The sequence below is a fragment of the Dactylosporangium sp. NPDC006015 genome (assembly GCF_040614215.1).
Classification (GTDB): Bacteria; Actinomycetota; Actinomycetes; order Mycobacteriales; family Micromonosporaceae; genus Dactylosporangium; species Dactylosporangium maewongense.
Window position 1 is genome coordinate 26703 of the sequence record NZ_JBEXUD010000081.1, and the last position, 6019, is coordinate 32721.

Annotated in this window: 5 protein-coding genes; 3 read left to right on the forward strand and 2 right to left on the reverse strand. The window is 72.8% G+C overall.

All coding sequences use genetic code 11. The features are described from left to right. The first annotated feature begins 139 nt into the window (after positions 1-139). Positions 140-1615 (forward strand): glycoside hydrolase family 43 protein, encoded by a 1476-nt coding sequence (locus tag ABZ321_RS56275; protein ID WP_354904988.1) that lies wholly within the window; start codon positions 140-142, stop codon positions 1613-1615. Here the strand turns inward: ABZ321_RS56275 and ABZ321_RS56280 are convergent. Beyond that, on the reverse strand, positions 1610-2698 hold the full coding sequence (locus ABZ321_RS56280; RefSeq protein WP_344511856.1) for an NADH:flavin oxidoreductase/NADH oxidase: 1089 nt from the start codon (positions 2696-2698) through the stop codon (positions 1610-1612). The genes ABZ321_RS56275 and ABZ321_RS56280 overlap by 6 nt on opposite strands. 146 nt (positions 2699-2844) lie before the next feature. Here ABZ321_RS56280 and ABZ321_RS56285 point away from each other — a divergent pair, with 146 nt between their 5' ends. Then, a complete protein-coding gene (locus tag ABZ321_RS56285) occupies positions 2845-4452 on the forward strand; it encodes a methyl-accepting chemotaxis protein (protein ID WP_354904991.1) in 1608 nt (535 codons plus the stop codon). Here ABZ321_RS56285 and ABZ321_RS56290 read toward each other — a convergent pair. After that, positions 4442-5014, reverse strand: a complete 573-nt coding sequence (locus ABZ321_RS56290; protein WP_354904994.1) for a hypothetical protein — start codon at positions 5012-5014, stop codon at positions 4442-4444. The two genes, ABZ321_RS56285 and ABZ321_RS56290, sit on opposite strands and share 11 nt — an antisense overlap. Before the next feature lie 227 nt (positions 5015-5241). Between ABZ321_RS56290 and ABZ321_RS56295 the strand changes: the two genes are divergently transcribed. Further along, positions 5242-6019: transposase (locus ABZ321_RS56295; RefSeq protein ID WP_354904996.1), on the forward strand; the 778-nt coding region annotated here is incomplete at its 3' end.

A 6019-nucleotide genomic window follows, 5' to 3' on the forward strand; every position in this document is an offset into this window, starting at 1 on the left:
CGGAACTGGACCAACGGAAGACCAGCGGAACTGGACCAACGGAAGGCCAGCGGACAAGCAGCGAAAACTAACCAAACGTTCAGTCGAATAATAGACCCCCGCCCAGGCCCCACTGTCAACGCCTTGGAAGGGTCACCGCATGACGAGCGACCTGAGCAACCCAGTCGTTGCCGGCTTCCACCCGGACCCGAGCGTCTGCCGGGCCGGCGACGACTACTACCTGGCCTGCTCCAGCTTCGAGTACTTCCCCGGCGTGCCGATCTTTCACAGCCGCGACCTGGTGCACTGGACGCAGATCGGCAACGCCCTGGACCGCCCGAGCCAGCTGCCACTGCCGCCGGGCACCCGGTCCTCCGGCGGCCTCTACGCGCCCACCCTGCGCCACCACGACGGCCGGTTCTGGCTCGTCGTCACCAACGTCAGCGCCGGCGGCAACCAGCTCTACACCGCCACCGACCCGGCCGGGCCCTGGTCGGAGCCCATCCCGCTGCCGGGCGTCGCCGGCATCGACCCCGACCTCGCGTGGGACGCCGACGGCACCTGCTGGTGCACCGTCGCCGGCGTATCCCAGGTGCGCCTCGACACCGCGACCGGGGCCGTGCTCGGCGAACCGCAGCGGATCTGGTCGGGCACGCCGGGGGCGAAGGCGCCGGAAGCGCCGCACCTGTACCGGATCGGCGACCACTGGTACCTGCTGCTGGCGGAGGGCGGCACCGAGCGCGGCCACGCCGTGTCGGTCGCGCGCGGCCCGTCGCCGTCCGGGCCGTTCGAACCGTGCCCGTTCAACCCGATCCTCACCCACCGGGGGACCGACCACCCGATCCAGAACACCGGCCACGCCGACCTCGTGCAGGCGCCCGACGGCTCCTGGTGGATGGTGCTGCTCGGGGTGCGCCCCGGCGGCGGCTCACCCGGCTGGCACGTCCTCGGCCGGGAGACGTACCTCGCGCCGGTGCGCTGGGTCGACGGCTGGCCGGTCGCCGGTCCGCTGACCCTGGACCTGCCGGCCGTGGGCTGGCCGCTGTACCCCGCCGCCGCCGAGCCGGTCCGCGACGACTTCGACGGTCCCATGCATCCACGGTGGGTCTCGCTGCGGCGGCCGCCGTCCACGAGCCAGGACCGGCCCGGCTGGCTGACGCTGCACGCGGCCGGAGGGTCGCTGGACGACCTGGACGTCACCCTCGTCGCCCGGCGCCAGCAGCACCTCGCGTGCAAGGCCAGGACGCTGCTCGACCCAGGGGAGGGCCGCGGCGGTCTCGTGGTCCGCCTCGACGAGGCCCACCACTACGAGATCGAGGTGTTCGCCGGTACCGCGAGGGTGCTGGCCCGGATCGGCCCGCTGCGCGCCGAGGTGGCGTCCTGTCCGGTGCCGGACGGACCCGTCGTCCTCGGCGTCGACGTGGCGCCCGCATCCACCGATGACCCCCGGTGCGGACCCGACGTCCTGGCGTTCGGAGTGGAGGGCGCCGACGGGACCTTCACCGCGCTCGCCACGCTCGACGGCCGCTACCTGTCGACGGAGGTCGCCGGCGGCTTCACCGGACGGGTCATCGGCATGTACTGCGCCGACGGCACCGTCCGGTTCGACTGGTTCGACTACGCCGGCGGGCTATGAGCGGGGGATCGCGACGGGAACGGCCGGGCGGCCCGCGCGGTACTGCGGCGGCCACGCCACGTCGTCGCCCAGCTCCAGCGCGGCCCGCTGCGGCCACGACGGCTCGCGCAGCAGCGCGCGGCCGAGCGAGACCACGTCGGCGGACTCCTCGGCGAGGATCTTCTCGGCCTGGGCGGGCTCGGTGATGAGCCCGACCGCGCCCACCGGCAGGCCGGAGCGCTCGCGGACCGCCCGGGCGAACGGCACCTGGTAGCCGGGGCCGGCGACGATCTGCTGGCCGGCGTGGTTGCCGCCGCTGGACACGTCGACCAGGTCGACGCCGTGCCCGGCGAGGACGGCGGCCACCTCGGCGACCTCGTCGACGGTGAGACCGCCCTCGACCCAGTCGGTGGCGCTGACCCGCACGAGCAGCGGCAGCCGGTCCGGGAGCGCGCCGCGGACCGCGTCGACGACCTCCAGCAGCAGCCGGGACCGGCCGGCCAGGTCGCCGCCGTAGGCGTCGGTGCGCAGGTTGGACAGCGGGGACAGGAACTCGTGCAGCAGGTAGCCGTGCGCGGCGTGGACCTCGACGACCTCGAAGCCGGCGTCGACCGCGCGCCGGGCGGCCGCGGCCCAGTCCCGCACGAGCGCGCCGATCTCGCCGGTGGACAGCTCGACGGGCGTGGCGAAGCCGTCGAACGGCACCGCGGACGGCGCGACGGTCGGCCAGCCGCCCTCGGCCGCCGGCACGCTGCCCTTGCCCCGCCACGGCGCGAACGTCGACGCCTTGCGCCCCGCGTGCGCCAGCTGGATGCCGGGGACCGAGCCCTGGCCGCGGATGAACGCGGTGATCCTGGCGTAGTCCGCGGCCTGCTCGTCGCTCCAGATGCCGGCGTCCTGCGGGGTGATCCGGCCGTCGGGGCGCACCGCGGTCGCCTCCGCGATGACGGCGCCGGCGCCGCCGCGGGCGATGCCGCCGAGGTGCACCAGGTGCCAGTCGGTGGGGTGCCCGTCGGCGGACGAGTACTGGCACATCGGTGCCGCCCAGACGCGGTTGGGGAACGTGACGCCACGCAGGGTCACCGGAGCGAAGAGTCGGCTCATGTCGCCGCCAACACCCCGGCCGGCGCCGCGTCTTCCACCCTATGACGAAGGCAACACCCCGGGCGGGCGATGATCGCGAATCGCCTTCGGGCAAAGGCCGCGTTTCGTACGGTGGGGTGAGCTCACTCGTACTTCGGAGGCCCCTGGTGACTTCGCCTGCCGGTACACACAACTGGTTCACCGATCTCAGCGTCCGTGTCAAGATTCTCTTCGCGATCGGTGTCGCCGCCGTGGTCGCGCTCGCCGTCGGCATCACCGGGCTGCTGTCGCTGTCCGACGCCAGCGATACGGCGCAGCGGATCTACCGCAGCAACGTCGCGAGCGTCGCCGCGGTCGGGCAGATCAAGGCGTCCGCGGCGTTGGCCAGGGTCGACCTGGCCAACCAGGCGATCTCGCAGGACGCGGACACGGTGACGAAGTACACCGGGATGTTCGAGAACGACCTGAAGGCGTTCGACGCGGCGATCGAGGCGTACCGCAAGAGCTTCCCCGCGGGCAACCCGGCGACCATCGACCACCTGGCGGCCACCTGGCAGAGCTGGGTGCAGCTGGTGAGGGCCAAGCAGCTGTCCGCCGGCGTCCGCAATGACTATGTGTCGTGGCAGAACACCCGCGAAACGGAGGTCGTGCCGATCGTCGCGACCCTCAACAAGGACATCGCGGAGCTGAATGACGCGGAGAACGCCGACGCCGCCAAGTCCGCGGCCTCGGCCCGCTCCGGCTACGAGCGCAACCGCCGGATCTCGATCATCCTGCTGGTCGTCGGGCTCGCGCTCGCGCTCGGCGTCGGGCTGGTCGTGGCGCGGGGCGTCGTGCGGCCGCTGAACCGGGTTCAGTGGGTGTGCGAGGCGCTGTCGGAGGGGGATCTCACCCGCACCACCGGGCTCCAGACGCGCGACGAGCTGGGCCGGATGGGGCAGGCGCTGGACAACGCGCTGGTCCGGCTGCGGCAGACCGTGCTCACCATCGACGGCTCGGCGACGTCGCTCGCGAGCTCCGCCGAGGAGATGTCGGGCGTGACGACACAGATCTCCAGGTCGGCGGCGGAGACCTCGGTGCAGGCGCAGGCGGTGTCCGCCGCCGCCGAGGAGGTGTCCCGCAGCGTCGACACGGTGTCGGCCGGCAGCGAGGAGATGGGCGCGTCGATCCGGGAGATCTCGCAGAACGCCGCCGAGGCGGCCCGCGTCGCGGCCGATGCCGTGACGATCACCGAGTCGACGTCCACGACGATGAACAAGCTCGGTGCGTCGTCGGCGGAGATCGGCAACGTCGTCAAGGTGATCACGTCCATCGCCGAACAGACCAACCTGCTCGCCCTCAACGCCACGATCGAGGCGGCCCGGGCCGGCGACGCGGGCAAGGGCTTCGCGGTCGTCGCGTCCGAGGTGAAGGACCTCGCGCAGGAGACCGCCCGGGCCACCGAGGACATCGCCCGGCGCGTCGAGGCGATCCAGGCCGACACGACCGGCGCGGTCGCCGCGATCGAGCAGATCTCGCAGGTCATCGGCCGGATCAGCGACTTCCAGACGACGATCGCGTCGGCGGTCGAGGAGCAGACGGCCACGACCGGCGAGATGAGCCGCAGCGTCGCGGAGGCCGCCGCCGGCGTGGGCGAGATCGCCGCGAACATGACCGGCGTCGCCGAGGCGTCCCGCGTCACCAGCCAGGGCGTCACCGAGTCCCAGCAGACGACGGCCGAGCTGGCCCGGATGTCCTCGGAGCTGTCGACGCTGGTGGCGGGCTTCAGGTACTGACGTCGCGGGCGCCGCGCCACGTGAACAGGGCCGTCCCGGCGGCGAACACCAGCGCGGCGCAGACCGCACCGCCGACGTCGCCGGCCGGGCGCCCCGGCCAGATCCACGGCGTCGTCAGGGCGGGGGCGTGCCACTGCGTGTACAGGGCGTACACGCCGGCCATGGCGTAGCCGAGCGGCCCGGCCCACGCGGGGGCGCCGCCGAGCAGGACCGCGCACAGCAGGCCGACGCCGACCAGACCGGCCAGGTCACGCACGCCCCGGAGCGTGCCGCCGGCCGCGAGCAGCGCGCCGGACGCGACCGCGGTCAGCGCGAGCGCGCTGCCAAGGCGCAGCCACGGCAGCCGGCCACCGGTGGCGCGCTCCGGCTCGCCGAACGGGCTGGCGGCGGCGACGGCGATCGCCGCCGCGCAGCCGGTCTCGAACAGCAGCGGCAGCTGCAGCGCCCCGTAGTCCTTCCACTGCCACAGCAGCGCGACCCGCAGCCCGGCGGCGCAGGCCAGGATGACCGCGAGCGCCCCCGGCACCCGCCGCCCGACCGCGTGCAGCCACACCAGCCGCACCGCGCCACCCCCGGCGCCCCGCCACCACTGCGCTGAGCCGCGCCTGGCGCGGGATTGCCCAGGCGGAGTCATCGGATTCCTTCCGTGGATACTCCGGCCTTCAGGCCGGGGAGGAAACGGAACTCCGGCGGAGCAGGGCAGGGAAAGCCGATCCGCCGCCAAGGCGGATCGGCGTTTGCCCGGGTGTCACCGCAAGGTTCACCATCCAGGCTGTCATCGTGTGGGCCGTGTCCGGGACTGTGAAGCGGGCGTTCAAGTACCGCTTCTACCCGACCCCCGGGCAGGCCGCCGAGCTTGCTCGGACGTTCGGGTGTGTCCGACTGGTCTACAACCTGGCGTTGCAGGCCCGGACCGAGGCGTGGACGCTGCGCCAGGAACGGGTCAACTACAACGCCACCAGCGCGATGCTCACCGGCTGGAAGAAGACCGAGGAACTGGCGTTCCTCAACGAGGTCTCCTGCGTGCCGTTGCAGCAGGCGCTGCGCCACTTGCAGGTGGCGTTCACGAACTTCTGGTCGAAGCGTGCCAAGTATCCGACGTTCAAGTCCAGGAAGCGGTCGCGCCGCTCGGCGGAGTACACGACCAGCGCGTTCCGGTACCGCGACGGCCGGCTCACCCTGGCCAAGATGACCGAACCCCTGGACATCGTGTGGTCCCGGCCGCTGCCTGAGAGTGCATCGCCGTCCACGGTGACCGTGTCCCAGGACACCGCTGGCCGCTGGTTCGTCTCGCTGCTCTGCGACGATGTGATCCCCGACGTTCCGGCCACGGGTGCGGTCGGTGTCGACGCCGGGCTCAACAGCCTGCTCTGCCTGTCCACCGGGGAGAAGGTCACCAACCCCAAGCATGAGCGCCGCGACCGGGCCGCGCTCGCCCGCGCCCAACGCAACCTCGCCCGCAAGGAGAAGGGCTCCGCGAACCGGGCCAAGGCACGGCTGAAGGTCGCCCGCGTCCACGCCCGGATCACCGACCGCAGGCGTGACCACCTGCACAAACTGAGCACTC

Coding starts and splice junctions, on each gene's coding strand:
- ABZ321_RS56275 (WP_354904988.1), top strand. CDS start 140: ATGACGAGCGACCTGAGCAACCCAGTCGTTGCCGGCTTCCACCCGGAC.
- ABZ321_RS56280 (WP_344511856.1), bottom strand. CDS start 2,698: ATGAGCCGACTCTTCGCTCCGGTGACCCTGCGTGGCGTCACGTTCCCC.